18 protein-coding genes are annotated in these 17,451 nt (G+C 72.2%); 9 read left to right on the top strand and 9 right to left on the bottom strand.

From position 1 onward, the window contains the following. Positions 1-13 precede the first annotated feature (13 nt). Complete coding sequence (gene yczR / locus EUA94_RS06910) at positions 14-1,495, bottom strand: MocR-like transcription factor YczR (protein ID WP_129426014.1); 1,482 nt, start codon at positions 1,493-1,495, stop codon at positions 14-16. 61 nt (positions 1,496-1,556) lie between these two features. Between yczR and yczE the strand changes: the two genes are divergently transcribed. Then, on the top strand, positions 1,557-2,276 hold the full coding sequence (gene yczE / locus EUA94_RS06905) for a membrane protein YczE (protein ID WP_129426013.1): 720 nt from the start codon (positions 1,557-1,559) through the stop codon (positions 2,274-2,276). On the opposite strand, the gene EUA94_RS06900 is transcribed toward yczE, so the two are convergent. The 3 genes from EUA94_RS06900 to EUA94_RS06890 are packed head-to-tail and all read right to left on the bottom strand — an operon-like array spanning position 2,249 to position 5,064. Continuing rightward, a complete protein-coding gene (locus EUA94_RS06900) occupies positions 2,249-3,727 on the bottom strand; it encodes a DUF6297 family protein (protein WP_129426011.1) in 1,479 nt (492 codons plus the stop codon). The two genes, yczE and EUA94_RS06900, sit on opposite strands and share 28 nt — an antisense overlap. Beyond that, a complete protein-coding gene (locus tag EUA94_RS06895) occupies positions 3,720-4,364 on the bottom strand; it encodes an ABC transporter ATP-binding protein (RefSeq protein ID WP_129426009.1) in 645 nt (214 codons plus the stop codon). Before EUA94_RS06895 ends, EUA94_RS06900 begins: the two co-directional genes overlap by 8 nt. A 22-nt stretch (positions 4,365-4,386) precedes the next feature. Further along, positions 4,387-5,064: a hypothetical protein gene (locus EUA94_RS06890; RefSeq protein WP_129426007.1), complete on the bottom strand. Its 678-nt coding sequence runs from the start codon at positions 5,062-5,064 to the stop codon at positions 4,387-4,389. Between the two features lie 141 nt (positions 5,065-5,205). Between EUA94_RS06890 and EUA94_RS06885 the strand changes: the two genes are divergently transcribed. Next, complete coding sequence (locus tag EUA94_RS06885) at positions 5,206-6,342, top strand: sensor histidine kinase (RefSeq protein WP_129426005.1); 1,137 nt, start codon at positions 5,206-5,208, stop codon at positions 6,340-6,342. Then, positions 6,339-6,989, top strand: a complete 651-nt coding sequence (locus EUA94_RS06880; RefSeq protein WP_129426003.1) for a response regulator transcription factor — start codon at positions 6,339-6,341, stop codon at positions 6,987-6,989. Before EUA94_RS06885 ends, EUA94_RS06880 begins: the two co-directional genes overlap by 4 nt. Here EUA94_RS06880 and EUA94_RS06875 read toward each other — a convergent pair. Together EUA94_RS06875 and EUA94_RS06870 are read right to left on the bottom strand one after the other, a co-directional pair. Further along, positions 6,970-8,454, bottom strand: coding sequence for a gamma-glutamyltransferase (locus EUA94_RS06875; RefSeq protein ID WP_129426001.1), 1,485 nt, complete (start codon positions 8,452-8,454; stop codon positions 6,970-6,972). The two genes, EUA94_RS06880 and EUA94_RS06875, sit on opposite strands and share 20 nt — an antisense overlap. Before the next feature lie 7 nt (positions 8,455-8,461). Beyond that, positions 8,462-9,028, bottom strand: a complete 567-nt coding sequence (locus tag EUA94_RS06870) for an O-methyltransferase (protein ID WP_129425999.1) — start codon at positions 9,026-9,028, stop codon at positions 8,462-8,464. A gap of 399 nt (positions 9,029-9,427) precedes the next feature. Here EUA94_RS06870 and EUA94_RS22080 point away from each other — a divergent pair, with 399 nt between their 5' ends. The 4 genes from EUA94_RS22080 (at position 9,428) to EUA94_RS06855 (ending at position 12,707) form a co-directional block, all read left to right on the top strand. Continuing rightward, on the top strand, positions 9,428-9,568 hold the full coding sequence (locus EUA94_RS22080; protein ID WP_165356824.1) for a hypothetical protein: 141 nt from the start codon (positions 9,428-9,430) through the stop codon (positions 9,566-9,568). Between the two features lie 10 nt (positions 9,569-9,578). Continuing rightward, entirely contained in the window at positions 9,579-10,658 is a 1,080-nt protein-coding gene (locus EUA94_RS06865) for a 3-isopropylmalate dehydrogenase (protein WP_129425997.1), read from the top strand. Positions 10,659-10,730: 72 nt separating this feature from the next. After that, complete coding sequence (locus EUA94_RS06860) at positions 10,731-11,813, top strand: branched-chain amino acid aminotransferase (RefSeq protein ID WP_129425995.1); 1,083 nt, start codon at positions 10,731-10,733, stop codon at positions 11,811-11,813. A gap of 207 nt (positions 11,814-12,020) precedes the next feature. Next, positions 12,021-12,707 carry a DUF2306 domain-containing protein gene (locus EUA94_RS06855; RefSeq protein ID WP_207210436.1) on the top strand — a complete coding sequence of 229 codons (687 nt, stop codon included), beginning with the start codon at positions 12,021-12,023 and terminating at the stop codon, positions 12,705-12,707. On the opposite strand, the gene EUA94_RS06850 is transcribed toward EUA94_RS06855, so the two are convergent. Both EUA94_RS06850 and EUA94_RS06845 read right to left on the bottom strand, forming a co-directional pair. Then, on the bottom strand, positions 12,691-14,031 hold the full coding sequence (locus EUA94_RS06850) for an HNH endonuclease signature motif containing protein (RefSeq protein ID WP_129425993.1): 1,341 nt from the start codon (positions 14,029-14,031) through the stop codon (positions 12,691-12,693). The two genes, EUA94_RS06855 and EUA94_RS06850, sit on opposite strands and share 17 nt — an antisense overlap. Before the next feature lie 180 nt (positions 14,032-14,211). Further along, positions 14,212-15,273 carry a helix-turn-helix transcriptional regulator gene (locus EUA94_RS06845; protein ID WP_242494714.1) on the bottom strand — a complete coding sequence of 354 codons (1,062 nt, stop codon included), beginning with the start codon at positions 15,271-15,273 and terminating at the stop codon, positions 14,212-14,214. A gap of 103 nt (positions 15,274-15,376) precedes the next feature. Here EUA94_RS06845 and EUA94_RS06840 point away from each other — a divergent pair, with 103 nt between their 5' ends. Together EUA94_RS06840 and EUA94_RS06835 are read left to right on the top strand one after the other, a co-directional pair. After that, the gene (locus EUA94_RS06840; RefSeq protein WP_129425991.1) at positions 15,377-15,838 is read left to right on the top strand and encodes a VOC family protein; all 462 of its coding nucleotides are present in this window, start codon (positions 15,377-15,379) and stop codon (positions 15,836-15,838) included. Positions 15,839-15,850: 12 nt separating this feature from the next. Beyond that, positions 15,851-16,723, top strand: a complete 873-nt coding sequence (locus EUA94_RS06835; RefSeq protein ID WP_129425989.1) for a phosphotransferase enzyme family protein — start codon at positions 15,851-15,853, stop codon at positions 16,721-16,723. Positions 16,724-16,739: 16 nt separating this feature from the next. Here the strand turns inward: EUA94_RS06835 and EUA94_RS06830 are convergent, their stop codons facing one another. Beyond that, a complete protein-coding gene (locus EUA94_RS06830) occupies positions 16,740-17,447 on the bottom strand; it encodes a hypothetical protein (RefSeq protein WP_129425987.1) in 708 nt (235 codons plus the stop codon). Between the last annotated feature and the right edge of the window lie 4 nt (positions 17,448-17,451).

Genomic DNA, 17,451 nt, shown 5'->3' with positions numbered 1-17,451 from the left:
CCCGACGCGGCCCTCAGGCCACCATCACCCGGCCGGCGGCCCCCCGTTGCAGACCAGCACCGGGCGTCGCCGGTCGGTCTGCGTTCCGACCGGAGTGGGACGACACGTGGTCCCACGCCGCGGCGAGGCGGCGTACGGCCTCGGTGAGGTCCTCGGCCGAGGCGGTCCACGGGATCCGGACGAAGCGGTCCAGCCCGCCCTCGACCGCGAAGAGCGGCCCGGGTGCGACCACCACGCCGCGCCGCTCCGCCTCGACCGTGGTGGCGGTGCCGAGCGCCTCGGGCAGCTCGCACCACAGCGCCAGCCCGCCGTCGGGCACCCGGAACGTCCACTCCGGCAGGTGCTCGAGGACCGCGGCCACCAGCACGTCGCGCCCGGCCACGAGCCGCTCGCGGTGCACGGGCAGGATCTCGTCGGCGCGGTCCATCAGGTCGGCGAGCACCAGCTGCTCGAAGACCGGCGCACCCAGGTCGAGCCCGATGCGCGCGTGGATCAGCCGGTCCATCTGCGCCAGGGGAGCGCGGACCCAGCCCAGTCGCAGCCCGCCCCAGTAGGACTTGCTCGCGCTGCCGATCGTGATCGCGTCGTCGGCGTACGCCGCCAGCGGGCGCGGCATCGAGGCGGCGAGCCCGGGTCGCAGCGCGAGCGCCTGGTGGGCCTCGTCGGCGACAACGACGGTCCGGGTGCGGGCCAGGATGCCCGCGAGCTCCTCGCGCTGGGCGTCGGACATCAGGTGCCCGGTCGGGTTCTGGAAGTCGGGGATCAGGTAGGCCAGCCGCGGCGAGGTCTGGCGCAGTGTGGCGCCGAGCGCGTCGAGGTCCCAGCCGTCGGGGTCGACGGTCGCCGGCACCAGCCGCGCGCCGGCGTGGCGCACCGCCTGCGTCGCGTTCGGGTAGGTCGGTGACTCGACCACCACCCGGTCGCCCGGCGCGGTGAAGGCCTGCGCGACGACCGAGGCCGCCGCGAGCGCGCCGGCGGTGACCATCACCTGCTCGGGCACCGTCGGGACGCCGCGGGCGTCGTACGCCGCCGCGATCCGCGCCTGGAGCGCGGGCACGCCGAGCGGGAAGTAGCCGGGACCGCTGAGGTAGGCCGGAAGCTCCTCGGTCGCGCGCTGGTAGGCCTCGACCAGGCCGGGCGGGGCCGAGTGCGCCGCGCTGTTGAGGTCGATGACGTCGTCGCCGCCCATGCCGGGCATGAGCGCGCGGTCGTGTGCGCGGCGCTGACCTCCGGGCACGGTGGTGAACGTGCCCGAGCCGCGCCGCGCCTCGGCGTACCCCGACTCGCGCAGCACCTCGTACGCCCGCGTCACCGTCGTCCTGCTCACGTCGAGGGCGCCGGTCAGCTCGCGCTCGCTCGGCAGGCGTACGCCGATGCCGATGCGCCCGTCGCCGATCAGCACCCGCAGGCTGTCGGCGAGGCCGACGTAGGCGGGGGAGCGCGGGAAGTCGCCGACCAGAGTGGATACGCGCTGGGCACTGACGAGGCGGCTCATGCAGGCCACTGTTCCACGATTGGCTATGTCGGACAAGGCCACTCAGCGGCATGATGGAGCCATGAGCAGCAGCACCCCCCTGAACTCCGGTCTGGACGCCAACCTGGACTCCACCGCACCGCGCGGCGTCCTCACCGACCTCGGCCCGCTGCAGCAGCTGCGGGCCGGCCGGCTCGCCCGGCGCCTGCCGCAGCTCTACGTCGGGCTGTTCCTCTACGGCGTCTCGCTCGCCATGATGGTGCGCGGCGCCCTGGGCCTCGCGCCGTGGGACGTGCTGCACTCGGGCTTCATCCGCCACGTGCCGATGACCCTCGGCCAGGCGGTCGTGCTGTTCAGCTTCGTGGTGCTGGTGCTGTGGATCCCGCTGCGGGAGATGCCGGGCCTCGGCACGATCAGCAACGCGCTCGTCGTCGGGTTCTCCGCCGACGCCACGCTCGCGGTGCTCACCCAGCCCGACGCGTTCGCGGCCCGGATCGCGTTGATGGTCGGCGGCGTCGCGCTGTGCGGCCTGGCGAGCGCGCTCTACATCGGCGCCCAGCTCGGTCGCGGACCGCGCGACGGCCTGATGACGGGGCTCTCCCGCAAGACCGGCCTGTCGCTGCGGCTGGTGCGCACCGGGCTGGAGGTCGCGGTCGTCGTCATCGGCCTGCTGCTCGGCGGCAAGCTCGGCGTCGGCACGGTCGTGTACGCCCTCGCGATCGGGCCGTTGACGCAGCTGATGCTGCCGTGGCTGACCGTCGACGTGATGGCGCCTCAGTCGGCGGAGTCGCGGACCAGGTAGGCGATCACGCCGACGCTGATCGCGGTCGACACGAGCACCCCGCCCGTGCCGAACATCAGCGGCAACGCGGTGAACGCCCAGACGTCGAAGCCGCGCGCCAGGCTGCCGAACACCCCGGTCGGCACCCCACCGGCCGGCGTGCTCACCATCGGCGCGGCGTAGTTCGGCGGCTTCCCGGTCACCCACCGCACCGTCGCGGCCAGCGAGGACAGCCAGCACGCGACCGACACGTTGACCGCCTCCCCGGCGAGGTGCGTCGGCAGCAGCGTCGACGTGGTCGCGAGCGCGAAGAGCAGGAGCGCCGTTCCCGGCACGACCAGGTGGGCGAGGAGCAGCGACTGCCGCCGCAGCGGCAGCATCCGCGCCAGGCTCTGGGTGCGTACGACGACGCGCAGGCCCGCACACATCGCGGGCCCGCCGAGCAGCCCGAGGAGCGTCGTCACGAGCACGACCGCCCGGCCCGCGCCGGCGCCGGCCGCGGCGTACGGCACCAGCACCAGCCCGGCGAGCAGCACGAACGGCTGCGGTGTGCGCACCGCTCGGAGGAGGTCGCGGTGCACGAGCGCCCACCACCCCAGCGGCCCGCCGGTGCGGCTCCGGACATGTGCCCCGCGACCCCAGCGGCGCGCCAGCAGGACGTCGTACATCAGTCCGAGGTCGACCGACGACAGGGCGCCGGAGAGGCTGGGGGAGAGGTGCTCGGTGTAGCCCAGCACGCGGCGCGGGACGCGGGCCAGCTCGAGCCGCGAACGCCAGAACATGGCGCAGGCGGCGAGGACGGCCAGTCCGGTGACCGCGAGTCCGGCGCCGATCGGCACGCCCGGCACCGCTCCTGCACCTCGAGTCGCTGAGAGACTCAAGGCCAACCAGAGCGCGGCCGTGATCGCCCAGGTGAGCCAGCGGGACCGCCGGTCCTCGTGGACCTGGGACAGCGCGGCGATGCTGACGCAGGCGAGCGCGGTCGCGGCGCCCGCCAGCAGGAACACCGCTCCCTCCGTGAGCGAGAAGCCACCGAGCACCGCCGGCGCCAGCAGCACCAGCCCCGCCAGCGTGACGGTGAGACCGGCGGTGCGCCACCATCCCGGTCGCAGCAGGGCTCCACGGTCGACGGGGCTGCTGAGGAGCCAGGCGTTCGCGGCGGGCGGGCTGAAGACCGGTCCGAGCAGTCGCGCCAGGCCCAGCGCCAGCAACGCCACCGCGAGGGCGACCAGCCACGGGACGGCCGTACGGACGTCGCTGCACGCGCCGACGCAGGTGTCGTCGGCGAGGCGGCGCAGCGTGAGGACCACGTTGCCGCCCATCGCGCCGATCATCGCCACGCAGAAGAGGGCGATGTAGCCGTCGGAGAGGACCTCCCCCCACCGCAGCTCGGCCCGGCCGCGGCGCCAGTCGCGGATCTCGGCGCGCACCTCGCGGGCGGTCGGCACCTCGACCGCAGGTGCCTCAGCCATCTGCCGCGTCCGGCCCGAGGCGTACGACGCGGTCGCACACGCGGTCGACCAGGACCGGGTCGTGGCTCACGAGCAGCACACCGCGACCGGCGGCCTTCTCGGCGAGGAGCTTGGTGCCGAGCCACTGCACGCCGTCGACGTCGAGGCGGGCCTCCGGCTCGTCGAGCACCAGCAGCAGCCGGGGCCGGACGAACGCGCTGGCCAGGGCCAGCCGACGCCGCTGGCCGGAGGAGAGGGTCGACGGCAGCTGCCCGGAGACCTCCATCAGCCCGACCTCGGCGAGCACGCCGTTGACGATCTCCTCGGCGTCCGGCTGCCCGTGGGCACGGGCCATCAGGTCGAGGTGCTCGACGACCGACAGGTCGGGGAAGAAGTCGATGTCATCCATGACGACGGCCAGGTCGCGGCGGATCTCCGGCAGCCGCTCGTCGAACACCCGCCCGGCCAGGGTCGCCTCGCCGCTGTCGGCCTCGTCCGCTCCGACGATGCACCGCAGCAGCGTCGACTTGCCGCTGCCGTTGGGTCCGACGACGCCGACCGCCTCGCCGGCGGCGACGTCGAGGTCGACGCCCGACAGGATCGTCCGGTCGCCGAAGCGGCGGGTGATGCCGCGGACCGTGAGCAGCGCGTCGTCCATGCGCCACATCTAAGCCGAGGCGTCAGTCCCGGCCGGTGCCGCTCCCGCGGAGCGCCACGACGAGGGAGAAGACCGTGAGCCAGATCGGGCCGATGAACCCCGCCGCGGCCACGGCTCCCGAACCGGCCATCACGACGATCGGCATTGCCAGGGCGGCGATGCTGAGCACACCCAGCCAGCGCGGGAAGTCCTGTCCCGCAAGGGACGTGAAGGCCACCACGGCAGCCATCATCAGGACGCCCCACCAGGCGAACCACGGCGCGGTGTCGTGGAGGACGAAGAGCGAGTAGAGCCCCGCGTCGTCGAAGTTGTTGTCGTTGATGCCGCCAGGGGCGTACTCCGCCAGGGCTCCTCGCAGTCCGGTTCCGAGGAGGACGAGGGTCGCGGTGACGGTGAGGCCCGCTCCGACAGCCTGCTGCGCGAGTCCGCGGGTCGCGCCCCAGCGTCGCCAGCCCGCCGCGCACAGCAGCAGGCAGACGAACGACACCATGCCGAGCACGGTGCCCAGGTGGTACGACGTGCGGGTGACCGAGGCGACGGCCTCGGCGGCGTCGACCTCGCTGAGGTTGCCGTGGCTGGCGACGAAGTTGCCGGTCAGTCCGGTGAGACCGGCCGGCACCCCCCACCACGCCCAGGCATGGGGGGAGTGGTGGGAATCGGTGTGGGCGTCGGTCCGGATGGAGCTGTGTGAGGTCGTCATGGCTCCACCATCACGGGCAGTCCGGCTCGAGGACATCGGCCGGGACGGGCCGCGGCCATCCTCCTCGCGGCCGAACATCGAGACGTCGCAATCAGCCGCAAAGCCGAGGCGACAACGATCCCGCGGCTCTACGGTGGGCGGGTGTTCCCCCGACCTGTCCGACCCTCGTGGTTCGACCTGGGGTTGGCGTCCGCCCTGGCCACTGGCGGTTTCGTCGAGGCGGCGACGGGCCCGACAGACGTGCAGCCCTGGATCCATGTGGTGGTCACCGCGGTCGTCATGATGGGGCTGGCGTGGCGTCGGCAGCTTCCCCTGCTCGCGGTCACACTGGCGCTGGGAGGAATCCTCATCGGCGGTCGTCCGGACACGCCGTTCGTCCTGTTCGCCGCCATGGTCGTGGCGTCCTACACCGTCGGGCTCGTCACCCGGGGCCGCCGAGCCCTCGTCGGGCTCCTGCTCGCGGTCGGTCCGGCCTTTCTCGGCCTGCTTCTCGAGGGCTCTGAGCCGGCCGACCTGGCCGCCGTCGCAGTACTCTACGGCGGTGCGTGGGTGGTCGGCAGCCTCGTCCGCGAGCAGACCCGCCGCGCGGACGACTACGCCGTCGAAGTGGCCGCGATCCAGAAGGGCGATGCCGAACGGCGGGCGCAGGCGGTCGCGGAGGAGAGGGTCCGCATCGCCCGCGAGCTGCACGATGTCATCTCCCACTCGATCAGCGTGATCACGGTGCAGACCCAGGCCGTACGCCGTCGTCTGCCACCCGAGCTGCACCGCGACATCGAGGACCTGAAGGCCGTCGAGGCCACCGCCCGCCAGTCCTTGGCCGAGCTGCGCCGACTCTTCGGCGTCCTCCGTTCGCCCGGCGACCGGCCCCCGCTGGCGCCGCAACCGGGTCTCGACCAGCTGTCCCGGCTGGTGGAACGGACCCGGTCGGCGGGTCTCCCCGTCGAGGTCGTGATCGAGGGGGACCCGATCGACCTTCCGCCCGGCCTCGACCTGACCGCGTACCGCATCGTCCAGGAGGCCCTGACCAACACGCTCAAGCACGCCGGGCCGGCCACCGCCCACGTGCTGGTGCGCTACGCCGCCACGCACGTGGAGATCCGCGTCCACGACGACGGGCACGGTCGACGGTCGGACAGCGGTCCTGGGCATGGCCTGGTCGGCATGCAGGAGCGGGTGGCGATGTACGGCGGCACGCTGACCGCCGAGGAACCGGCCAGCGGCGGCTTTGCCGTCACGGCCAGGCTCCCGATGAGTGCCGAACCGAGCCTGTCGTGATCACGGTCGTCATCGCCGATGACCAGGGCATGATCCGCTCCGGCCTGCGATCACTCCTCGAGCAGCACGACGAGATCAGCGTGGTCGGCGAAGCGGTCGACGGACTCGACGCGATCGCCGTGGCCCGCCGCACCACGCCCGACGTGGTGCTCATGGACATCCGGATGCCCGAGCTCGACGGGATCGAAGCGACCCGGCTGCTGTTGCAGGACCTCCCCGGGACGCGCGTGCTCGTGCTCACCACCTTCGACCTCGACGACTACGTCTTCGACGCCCTGCGCGCGGGTGCGAGTGGTTTCCTGCTCAAGGATGCGCCCGCCGAGGACCTGGTCGATGCCATCCGGACCCTGGCCCGCGGGGACGCCCTGCTGGCTCCGGGGGTTACCCGACGGGTGATCGAGCTGTTCGCCTCGACGCCGGTCACGACGGTGCCGGTCGAGCTCGCACGAGTGAGCAGCCGGGAGCTGGACGTCCTGCGGCTCCTGGGGGCCGGCCGGTCCAACAGCGAGATCGCTGCAGAGCTGTTGGTGAGCGAGGCCACCGTGAAGACCCACGTGAGCAGCGTGCTGGGCAAGCTGCGTCTCCGCGACCGCGTCCAGGCAGTGATCTTCTGCTACGAGGCCGGGCTCATCCGTCCGGGGAGCTGACCATCCGGGCGACGCCGTCCCGGCGCGGGTCCGCGACCGCCTCGAGGCGTCCGTCGGGAGAGGTGAGAGCGGCGCCCACCCCACCGAAGTACATCGACAGCTCGTCCTCGACCCGTACGTCCTCGTCAGGCAGCCCCGCGCGGTGCACGTGGACGCGGGGGTGAGCGACGGCGTCGGCCAGGCCGAGGCCGCCGCTGACGAAACCCGCCAGCGACGACACGATCGCGGTCGTGATGCGGTCCGCCCCGGGCGAGCCGATCGCCAAGGTCGAGCCGTCGTCGTGGCGGCCGACGGTGGGCGCCATGTTGGAGAGCAGCCGGCTCCCGCGTGCGACGCGGCGGTCCGGCGGGTTGAGCTCCTGCTCGCCGAGGCAGTTGTTGAGCCAGATGCCGGTGCCCGCCGCGATCATGCCCGCGCCGTAGCCCGACGACACGGTGATCGAGCAGGCCGCGCCGTCGGCGTCGGTCACCGAGACCTGGGCGGTGGATCCCGACTCGAGGACGGCGCGATGGTCGGCGTCGACCCGGTCGAGCCAGGCCCGGGAGGCCGCGTCGAGGTCGTCCGCGCACTCGAGCACGTCACGCCTGTGGCCAAGGACCGCGCGCTGCACCCGCACCAGGTGTGCGACGTCGTCGGCGTCCCAGCTCCCGCGCGGGCGGTCGTCGAGCAGCCGCAGCATCGAGGCGACCACGACGCCGCCGACCGACGGGGGAGGTGTGGTGGCCAGGCTCCACGCGCCGACGCGGGTGGTGAGCGGCGCGCGCACCACGGGGGCGTACGCCGCCAGGTCGGCCGCGCCGAGCAGCCCGCCGCGTTCCTGCACGTCGCGCGCCAGCCGGTCGGCGAGGTCCCCCTGGTGCAGCGCCCGAGGACCCTCGGCGGCGATCACCCCGAGGGTGGCGGCGAGGTCGGCGACGACCACCCGCTCCTCGGTCAGTCGTCCGTCCGCGTCGTGGAGCGCCCGGTGGCTCTCGGCGTCCCACCCGAAGACGGTCTCGTGGACGTAGCGCAGGTAGTAGGTCGACGCCGAGCCCAACCGGAACCCGCCGCGGGCCACATCGATCGCCGGCGCCACCAGCTCGCGCCACGGCAGCCGGCCGTCGCGGGCGTGGGCCTCGCCGAAGGCCGCGAGCGAGCCGTGGGTGGCGACCGAGCCCGGACCGATCGTGATCGTGACGCCGCCGCCGTACGCGGTCGCGACGTCCCACGTCTTCGGCGCGGGAGCGTCGTCGCGGCGAGCCAGACCGGGTCGGTCGACCCAGCCGTCGACGGCGTACGCCGGGCCTGCCGCGGGCTGCACGGTCACGAAGCCGCCCGAGCTCAGCGAGACGAGGCCGACCTCGTTGACCATCGCGACCAGGGCCGCGGCGATCGCGGCGTCCACCGCCGTCCCACCGGCGCGGGCGACGTCCTCGGCGGCATCCGCCGCGGCCTGGTTGGGCGCGGCGACGGCGAGCGCGGTCATGGCCGGTTCAGCGGCGGGTGGCGATGACGGCGGAGGCGTCGGCGGCGACCATGACCTCGACCGCGGTGAAGCGCTCGTCGGTGAGCCACTGCTCGCGCAGGCTGTCGACCCGGCCGTACGTGATCGGCGGCCACGACTCGCAGGGCGCGAAGTCGTCGAGCACGACGATGCCGCCCGGCTCGACGAGGTCGACGACCTGGTCGACACCGACCTCCGAGGGCGTGCCGGAGTCGAGGAAGAGCAGGGAGAACGGCCCGCGGTCGCGCAGCACGTTCCAGTCGGCGGCGAGCACCTCGACCTTGGCGTCGTCGTCGAAGATCTTCGCGGCCGCGCCGGCCAGCGACTCGTCGAGCTCGGCGGTCAGGATGTGCGCCCCGTTGCGTACGCCGCTGCGCAGCCACGCCGTGCCCACGCCGCACCCGGTGCCGAACTCGGCCATCGTGCCGCCGCGGGTCGCCGCGAGGGTCGCGAGCAGCCGGCCGGTCTCGTTGCGGCAGAAGGACACGTAGCCGGCCGAGCGGCACACGTCGAAGGCGCGCTGGACGACGTCGGGGAGATCGGGGGGAGCAGACATGAGACCGCCGAGTGTGTCATCTCCCGGGCGTGGTCTCAGGTCGCGGGCCGCAGTCTCACGATCTGACACGTTTCGGAATCTGGATGCGCGCGTCCGCCCAGCGGTCGTACAGTTTCTTCACCATGCGGAACGTCCTCGTACTTATCGTTCGCCGCGGCGGGGCCTGACAGAAGGCCACCTCGTCGCGGTGTTCGGCGTTGACGAGGTTCCGCCGCCGGCCTTCTGAACTCAGTCGAGTTCGACGCTGCCGCCTCTGCGGCGGGTCCGCCACTCACGCGTGATCCGCAGCCCTGTCGGTCGGCAGCCGGGCCGTGGGCGATCCCCGCACTCCCGCTCCGTCACCCGCCGCGGTGTCGGCAGCTTCGAACTCACCCCACATCACTTGTAGGAGTGAGATCCATGTACGACTTCTATCCCGACGCCTGGGGCCCGGCGGCCCACGACCCCGAGAACCCCCACAGCGCGGAGAACACCGCGACGGCGCTGCAGACCGCGCTTGACCTGCGAGACAACGGCGCCCTGCGGCCGGACGACAACTAACGTTCGCCGCATGTCCGACACGCAGCAGACAGCACCCACCGGCACCCAGGCCCTCGCCGTCATCCCCGGCGACGGCATCGGTCCGGAGGTGACCGCGGAGGCCCTCAAGGTCCTCGAGGTCGCCTCGCCGGTGAAGTTCGAGTCGACGCGCTACGACCTCGGCGCCGAGCGCTACCTCGCGACCGGCGAGGTGCTGCCCGACTCGGTGCTCGCGGAGATCCGCGGGCACGACGCGATCCTGCTGGGTGCCGTGGGTGGCAAGCCCAACGACCCGAACCTGCCGCCGGGCATCCTCGAGCGCGGGCTGCTGCTGCGGCTGCGCTTCGAGCTCGACCACTACGTCAACCTCCGCCCGTCGCGCCTCCTCCCGGGCTCCGTCTCACCCCTGGCGGACCACGTCCTGGAGCGCGGCGACATCGACTTCGTGGTGGTCCGCGAGGGCACCGAAGGCCCGTACACGGGCAACGGCGGTGCCCTCCGCGTCGGCACCCCGGCCGAGATCGCCACCGAGGTCTCGGTCAACACGGCGTACGGCGTCGAGCGGGTGATCCGCGACGCCTATGCCCGTGCCCAGAAGCGGGAGCGCAAGAAGCTGACCCTGGTCCACAAGACCAACGTGCTGACCAACGCCGGCTCGCTGTGGTGGCGCCTCTTCGAGTCCGTCGGCACGGAGTTCCCCGACGTGACGACCGACTACATCCACATCGACGCGGCCATGATCTTCATGGCCACCGACCCCGCCCGCTTCGACGTGATCGTCACCGACAACCTCTTCGGCGACATCGTCACCGACCTCGCCGCCGCCATCACCGGTGGCATCGGGCTGGCCGCCTCCGGCAACGTGAACCCCGACCGGACCGCGCCCTCCATGTTCGAGCCCGTCCACGGCTCCGCCCCCGACATCGCCGGCCAACAGAAGGCCGACCCGACCGCTGCGATCCTCTCCGGCGCGCTGCTCCTCGACCACCTCGGCCACCCCGACGCGGCCGCCGCGATCGAGGCGGCCGTGCTGGCCGACCTGTCCGAGCGCGCACCCGGCGCGACCCGGCGTACGAGCGAGGTCGGGGACGCGATCGCCTCCCGCCTCTAGTTCTCGGTGGTCGAGTAGGCCCGAGGAACGAGGGCCGTATCGAGACCCAGACCCTTGGATTAGGTTGACCCCATGCAGATCAGCACCACCACGAACCCCACGCCCGTCGACGACGCGAGGCTCGCCGAGATCCACGCGAACCCGGGCTTCGGCCAGCACTTCACCGACCACATGCTCACGGTCGAGTGGACGCCCGACGCCAGCTGGCACGCCGCGCGCATCGAGCCGTACGGCCCGCTGACGCTCGACCCGGCGACCGCGGTGCTGCACTACGCGCAGGAGACCTTCGAGGGGATGAAGGCGTACCGCCACGCGGACGGTTCGGTGTGGACCTTCCGTCCCGAGCAGAACGCGGCGCGCATGGTGCGCTCGTCTCAGCGGCTCGCCTTCCCCGAGCTGCCGGTCGACGACTTCGTCGAGCTGGTCGACGCGCTGGTCACGGCCGACCAGCGGTGGGTGCCCGACAACTCCTCCGGCGGCGGTGAGAAGTCGCTCTACCTGCGTCCGTTCATGTTCGCCTCCGAGACCTTCCTCGGCGTCCGTCCCGCCCAGCACGTCACCTTCATGGTCATCGCGTCGCCTGCCGGGGCGTACTTCAAGGGCGGCATCAAGCCGGTCAACCTCTGGCTCTCCGAGACCTTCACCCGCGCCGGCCGCGGCGGCATGGGCGCGGCCAAGACCGGCGGCAACTACGCCGCGTCGCTCGCCGCCCAGCGCGAGGCGATCGAGAAGGGCTGCGACCAGGTCGTCTTCCTCGACGACCAGGAGTTCACCTACATCGAAGAGCTCGGTGGGATGAACCTCTTCTTCGTCCACAAGGACGGCAGCATCGTCACTCCCGAGACCGGCACGATCCTCGAGGGCATCACCCGCGCCTCGATCATCGAGCTCGCCGGCAAGCTCGGCCACGCGGTCGAGGAGCGGAAGTTCTCCCTCGACGAGTGGCGCGACGGCGTCGCGTCGGGCGAGATCACCGAGATCTTCGCCTGCGGCACGGCCGCCGTCGTGACCCCGGTCGGTGAGCTCCGCTCGCCCTCGTCGGTCACCGCGGCTCCCGCCAGCACCGAGCTGACCATGCAGATCCGCGACGCGCTCGTCGGGATGCAGTTCGGGCGCAGCGAGGACACCTTCGGCTGGATGCACAACGTCTGCTGAGTCGGCTCTGCAGGAGTCACCGCTGAGGCGGTGACTCCCTCGCGGTTCGGCCGTTGCAACGGCCTGACAGCGCCAGACTCCGCCCAGCCGTGTGACGGGAGAGGCGCCAGGGACGTATGCCGTCCCGGGCGTCATCGGCCGATCGGCTGAGGCAGCTCCGGCCCGGAGACCGATGCGGCGTACGCCGTCCGCGGCGAGGCTCGTCCCATGACGATGCTTGCCTCCCGACCGGCAGCCCCCACCCGCTCGCGCCGTGAGTGGTGGATCCCGGCGAGCCTGCTCGCCCTGACCTTCGTCCCCGCACTGGCCGGAGCCGTCCGACTCGTCGACCTGTCCGGCGGTCGGACCGAGGAGAACGCCCGGTTCTTCGACCTGCCGCTCCCGATCATCGTGCACATCGTCGGCGCGACCACGTACTGCGTGCTGGGGGCGTTCCAGTTCATGCCGTCCCTGCGTCGCAGGCGCCCGCGGTGGCACCGGATGGCCGGCCGCGTCCTCGTGCCCGCTGGCATCGCGGCGGGGCTCAGCGGCATGTGGATGGCGGTGTTCTCCGACCTCCCGGTCTACGACAACACCACTCTCGTCTGGCTGCGGCTCTTCTTCGGCTCGTTGATGGTCGCTGGACTCGTGCTCGGGGTGCGCGCGGTGCTGGGTGGCGACATCCGCACCCACCAGCGGTGGATGGCGCGGGCGTACGCCATCGCCCAGGGCGCCGGCACGCAGGCGCTGGTCCTCGGGCCGATGATCGTGGTGCTCAACCAGCAGGGCATCGACCAGCCGGGCGGCAACCTCAAAGCGGCCGGAATGGGGTTCGCCTGGGTCCTCAACCTCGCGGTCGCGGAGTGGCTGGTGCGGAGGAGTCAGTCGGCGGGTCGGCCTACGTCAGCCGACTGAACCTCACGTCCCCGTCGCTCATCCGCTCGACGAGGTAGGCGGGGTCGTGGGCCCGGTGGTGGTGGTGCGAGCAGAGCAGCACGCCGTTGTCGAGATCTGTGTCGCCGCCGAACTGCCAGGCGATCCAGTGGTGGGCCTCGGCCCAGGTGCCGGGGATGTCGCACCCCTCGGCGCGGCAGGTGCGGTCTCGCAGGAGCAGCGCGCGCCGCTGAGGGGTGTTGAAGAAGCGCTGGGCACTCCCCAGGTCGAGGACCTCGGAGTCGCCGCCGAGCACCGCGGGGATGAGGTGTGCGTTGCACGCCAGCCGTCTCGCCTGCCCGGCGCTGATCACCTCGCCGGCGCACGGGTCGGTGTGCGGGTCGCTCGGGATCGTGCCCGATCCGAGCAGGTCCGCCGCGCCGAGCTCGGCCATGAGCGTCTCGAGAGGAATCGTGACGACCACGGTCGTGGCGTCGCCGCCGTGCATCGGCAGTCGCTTCGGGTCGAGGGACTCGGTCAGCTGGCAGAACGCCTCGCCCAGCCGTCGGGGGTAGGAGAGCCGCGCGACCGGGTCGTGCGCCGTCGGTGTGTCCGCTGCGTCGCCGGCGCTGCCGTGGGCAGTGGGGCCGGTGAAGCCGTCGACGGGAGCGCTGGCCGGCGACTCGTCCCGCCGCGGGTTGGCGTACGCCTCGAGGTAGATCGCGAGCCGTGTCGCAATGGAGTCAGGGAGCAGGGCGGAGAGGCGGGTGTTGCCGTCACCCTGGCGGCGCATGGAGAACCGGGTCCGACGCCGCGCTTCCGCCTCCTGCGCGGCCAACCGCCTGCCCTCGGCCTCGTCCGCCAGGGCGGGGGCGACCATGGTGAGGATGTGCCGACCGATCCGGGCGAGCTGCTTCGGCGCGAAACGGGCGGCGTGCTCGATGAGCGCGGCCTCCGCACGATCCAGCACGTCGGTCGGCACCTCGGCGGGCAGGTCGTCGAGGGCACGGACCACAGCCCGCGCCTGCACGGTGGTCACGCGCCCCTCGCGGACTGCCGCGCCCAGGGCGATCCATCGTCGGTCGAGGGCGGTGGCGAGGAACAGGTCTGCACGCGCGTCCTCGAAGCGACCGTGCGTGGCGTCTGCCAGCCAGTCCGCCGCGCTGCGAGCGCCGGTGCTCTCGGCGACGTCGCTCGCGTCGACCAGGATCCGCATCCGCAGCTCGGCCACCCGCGACTCGATGCGCGTGAGCTCGACCAGGGCCGCGGCCTTGTCGGGGGTCGGCATGAAGGCGGGGTTGGTGTCGGCGACGGCCTTGAGGGCCTCGTCGATGACGGAGGCCGCTGCCAGGATCGGGTGCGACACCTGAGACCTCCTCTCGACGACGGCGCACTGTCACGCACACGCGTGACACTCAACGGTCGTCGCTCCTGGAGGCCCTTGGGGCTATTACTTACCCTCGCAACTCGTCCCGTCACAACCGGGAAGGCGCACCATCTGAGCTGGTGGCCCGGAGGCTCTTTGACGTGCATCCACCTTACGCCGTCAGCGACTGTTAACAAACACATGTTCGATCAAGAATCCATCAAGCCTCAACCGGATCGGACGAGTCCTCGAGGTCCGTGGGCCGGCGCACGCCTGCCGCCTGGTACCGCTGCGCCAGCTCCGCGAAGGCGGCGGTGAGCTCCGGTGGTCCCACGACCTCCATGCCGACCTCGAATCGTCCGAAGGAGGCCGCGAGTGAGCCCCATGACCACGAGCCGATCTCGAGGCTGCACCGCTGCTCGTCGATGGCGCGAACCGTTCCCTCGCCCCGAACGGCAGGACCTGGCGAGCGGGCAGCTGGAGGACGACGGTGCCGCGGCACGGCCACTCGTTGACGTCTCGACCCTTGAAGCGGGCGGAGACGAACTCGTGCACGTCACCGCCCGGCACGGCTCGCGGTGCGAAGCGTGGACCGGTGGGCGTACGCGGCGTGATGCGGTCGACGCTGAAGAGGCGCCAGTCCTCGCGGTCGAGGTCCCAGGCGAGGAGGTACCACCGTCCGTGGGAGGTGACGATGTGGTGCGGCTCCGCGCGTCGCGGCGGGGGAGTCGGCTCCTCGTCCGGTGAAGCGGTGCGGGTGGCGTAGTCGAAGCGCAGCACCTCGCGGGCGCGGACGGTGGTGGCGAGCGAGACGAGCACGTCGGCGGACACCCTCGCGGGGGTCCCGCTGCCGGCGCGGGCGGTGATGGCAGTGACGTCGAGCGCGTCGAGCCGGTGGCGCAGGCGTGAGGGCATGACCTGCCGGATCGTCGCGAGCGCACGGAGAGCCCCCTCCTCGATCCCGACTCCGGCTGCCGGTGCGGTCTGCAGTGCGACCGCCACCGCAACGGTCTGGTCGTCGTCGAACAGCAGCGGAGGGAGCTCGCTTCCCGCTCCCAAGCGGTAGCCGCCATCGGGCCCCATGGTCGCGTGGATGGTGTAGCCCATCTCGCGAAGCCGTTCGATGTCCCGCCGGACCGTGCGGTCGCTGATCTGCAGGCGCTGCGCGAGGAGCGAACCCGGCCACTCGCGTCCGGTCTGCAGGAGCGAGAGCAGGTTCAGCAGTCGCGAGGTCGTCGTCACCTGCTGAAGATTACGTCGAGTGCAGGACAGGAACTGACCTACTCGCGCGGAAGAGTCGTACCCACGAGGCCAACCCCGGCCACGTCCATCCCCAGGAGCAGCCATGACCATCCAGACGACCACCCACCTCAACTTCCGCGGCGACGCGCGGGCAGCACTCGACTTCTACCAGTCAGTCTTCGGTGGGCACACCGTCATCAACACGTACGCTGACTTCGGCATGCCGAAGGAGCTCCCGGGCGCCGACCACGTCGTGTTCGGCCTCGTCGCCTCGGACAACGGGTTCCGGGTCATGGGCTACGACGTCCCCGGAGAGCCCGGCGGCACGATCGTGGGCGGCACGTCGACCCGCCGTGAGAACGGCACGACCGTGACCGACCAGGCGTCGTTCGTCTCCGTCAACGCCGACTCGCTCGACGAGGCGCAGGGCTACTGGGACAAGCTCGCCGACGGCGGCTCCACCGTGGTCGAACCGCTCGCCGCGTCTGCGTGGAGTGCCGGATTCGGCATGCTCACCGACCGTTTCGGCGTCACCTGGAGCGTGGGCGTCACCGCCGCTGCGTGAGAGGGTGCGCGAGTGCTGGACGTACGAGCTGCCTTGGCGACCCACTGGGCGATGGAGTCCGCGGCCGTGACGCCGCTGGGCGGAGGCATGAACTCCGAGACGTGGCTGGTCGAGCACGGTGGTTCGACGTACGTCGCCAAGTCGGTGTCGAGCGACGGGATCGCCGACCTGGTGGCGGGCGCCGAGGCGGCGACCGCCCTTGCCGAGGCCGGCTTCGTCACCGGTCGCCCGGTCCCGACGGCCGACGGGAACATCGTCGAGCACGCCACGGGGCTGGCCCTGCTCGAGCACGTGCCGGGTCGCGAGCTGGACGGCGAGTCAGTCGACGAGCAGCGATGGATCGCCCGGACGTTGGCGGGCGTGCACCGGGCCGGGGAACCCGACAGCGGGCCGAGCACGAGCACGTTCGGAGTCGAGTGGCTGTCGTCCGACCAGCCCGGCGTGCGTGACCATCCCTGGCTCGGCGACGCGATCGCCGCCGTGCGCGAGGAGACCGATGGACTGGTGCTCACGTGGTCGCTGCTGCACACCGATCCACTGCCGGGTGCGTTCATCCACGACGACCGCACGGGCGTGACGGGGTTGATCGACTGGGCCGGAGCCCGGCGCGGCCCGGTGCTGTACGACGTCGCATCGACGGTGATGTACCTCGGGGGTCGCGAGCACGCGTCCACCTTCCTTGCCGCGTACGAGTCCGACGGACCCCTGGTCGAAGACGAGCTGGCCCGCCTCGACGCCTTCAGCCGGTTCCGCGAGGCGGTGCAGGGTGCCTACTTCGCCGGACGCCTCGCCAGCCACGACCTCACCGGCGGCATCGACCACGCCGAGAACGAGAAGGGGCTGAGCGACGCGCGACGGCGCTGGGACGCACTCTCGACCGCGTGACCCAGCCCGGGGCGACTCAGGAGCCGGCGAGCGCGACGGTGCGCCAGGGCTCCATCGCCATGTGCCGCCGTACGCCGTCCTCGCGGTAGCGGAATCGGGTCAGCGTCAGCATGTCGAGCACGACGTCATGCGCGAGGGACTCCCGATGCGATGCGGCCCACTCGACGAGCCCCGGCGCGTCGAGGACCGGCGCGGCGAAGTGCAGGACACTGGCGTACCAGATGTCTCGTTCCTGCCACTGCTCCTCGTACCAGGCCAGCGGCCCCAGAGCAGCGCGCAGGCGCCGCATCAGCTCCCACGGCTCGTCGTCGACCGGCTCGGCCTGGACCATGACCGCGCTGGCGGTCAGCGTCACTCCGGTGAGGCGCAACCGGATCGGCGGGGACTCGCGGCCAACCTCGTCAAGCGCCACGGCCCAGTCCGCACTGAGCTGATCGGCGGGGCTGGCGGCGTCCCGGTAGGGCTCCAACGCGCGCACAGTGATGTGGCTCGCGTCCGGCCTACCGGTCTCGAAGTGCCCCGGCCCGGCGTGCACCAGCGCCTCGGCCATCACGTCCGCGAGGACCGTACGGGTCGGCGCGTCAGGGACGCAGACCACGCTCACGGGCCAGCGTCCGCCGTCGACGGGCGGCTCGTCCTGGCGGTGGCTCCCATCGACGAGCGCCGGCACCGCCTGGCTGAAGAGACGGTCGAAGACTGGATTCGAGGAGACGGCCCGGGACACGCGG

Source organism: Nocardioides zhouii, from assembly GCF_004137345.1.
GTDB lineage: Bacteria > Actinomycetota > Actinomycetes > Propionibacteriales > Nocardioidaceae > Nocardioides > Nocardioides zhouii.
This window is presented reverse-complemented; position numbering and strand designations above follow the sequence as displayed.